The following is a 1,042-nucleotide window of genomic DNA, read 5'->3' as shown; positions in this document are numbered from 1 at the left end:
TCAGCCATTACGCCTGACTGCGCTCATTCCACGCATCCGAGTGAATGATGTTGCCGTCTTTGTACGTCCAGGTGATTTTTTCGTAGCGGAACTCAACCTGTTCCAGATGGTTGTGTTTCTCTTTGGCAGGATCTTTGATGTCATGCATCAGCGGTGCCACTTTCACCACCTTCACGTTCTCCAGTCGGGTGTTGAAATATTCCTTCTCCTGACCCGCGTCATCAATTTTGTACCACTTGATTTCCGCTGATTTCAGGGTTTGGCCAGAGGTGACCGCTTTATACAAATAGGGGCTTGATGAATCGACTTCTTTCGTGAACACGAGCGGCGCGTGCACGCGGGTGCCGGTCAGCTTGCCCGTATTGTTGTCCGTCGGGATATGCAGCGCATGTTCCAGCGCCACAATTTCGATGCTGCCTTCCCGGTTCTGTACATCGACAGACCCTTTGATGTCTGCACCACCGTCATCTTTCAACCACAAATAAGCGGGGATAGCCATAATATTACGCCTGTTTTTGAGTGTGTGAGGTCGCCTGCACCGGCGACGTTGTTGTTGATAAAAAGCCGGGTACGGTTTGCGGTCGCTGGCAGGCGACTGCATTAGGTACCAGACGGATTTCAACTCTGCGGTTGGCAGTACGCCCCGCAGCGGTTGAATGGGTGGCGATCGGGCGCGTTGCACCTTCGCCAATGACAACACCCTGCAATGGTGGTCATTCCACAACAGTTACACCTGACCGGATCGCCCTGATGGATCACGTCCTTCATTGCTCAGGCCCTCCTCGCGGGGGCAGTTCCAGAATCTTGCCGGCCCAACGCGCTTTGAGCTTCTCTTTGGCGATTTGCATGCGTCGTGCTTCGATAAACTGTCTCTGCTGACGGGTCACCTCACCCACATTATGGGTGAATGCCTTGGTCTGCTCCGCGTCCGGTAACATGGGAATAAGTTCTTGGGTGGATAAATCGTGTACGCTCACTTCCAGCTGCGTGGCGTGAGTTTCGTTGATGGCATTCGCCATCATGTTGCCGATTTTTTTCCGTT

General features: G+C 53.2%; 2 protein-coding genes and 1 pseudogene. All 3 read right to left on the bottom strand.

The features are described from left to right. Positions 1–7: 7 nt before the first annotated feature. Positions 8–499 carry an Hcp family type VI secretion system effector gene (locus AM629_RS21195; protein WP_054481605.1) on the bottom strand — a complete coding sequence of 164 codons (492 nt, stop codon included), beginning with the start codon at positions 497–499 and terminating at the stop codon, positions 8–10. Between the two features lie 4 nt (positions 500–503). Beyond that, positions 504–707 (bottom strand): hypothetical protein, encoded by a 204-nt coding sequence (locus tag AM629_RS21190; protein ID WP_054481775.1) that lies wholly within the window; start codon positions 705–707, stop codon positions 504–506. 57 nt (positions 708–764) lie between these two features. Then, positions 765–1,042, bottom strand: a pseudogene (locus AM629_RS21185) (T6SS phospholipase effector Tle1-like catalytic domain-containing protein); the annotation flags it as partial.

Source organism: Photorhabdus heterorhabditis (assembly GCF_001280945.1).
Taxonomy (GTDB): Bacteria; Pseudomonadota; Gammaproteobacteria; order Enterobacterales; family Enterobacteriaceae; genus Photorhabdus; species Photorhabdus heterorhabditis.
Note: the sequence above shows the minus strand (reverse complement) of the source record. Positions and strands in the feature narration are given on the sequence as shown.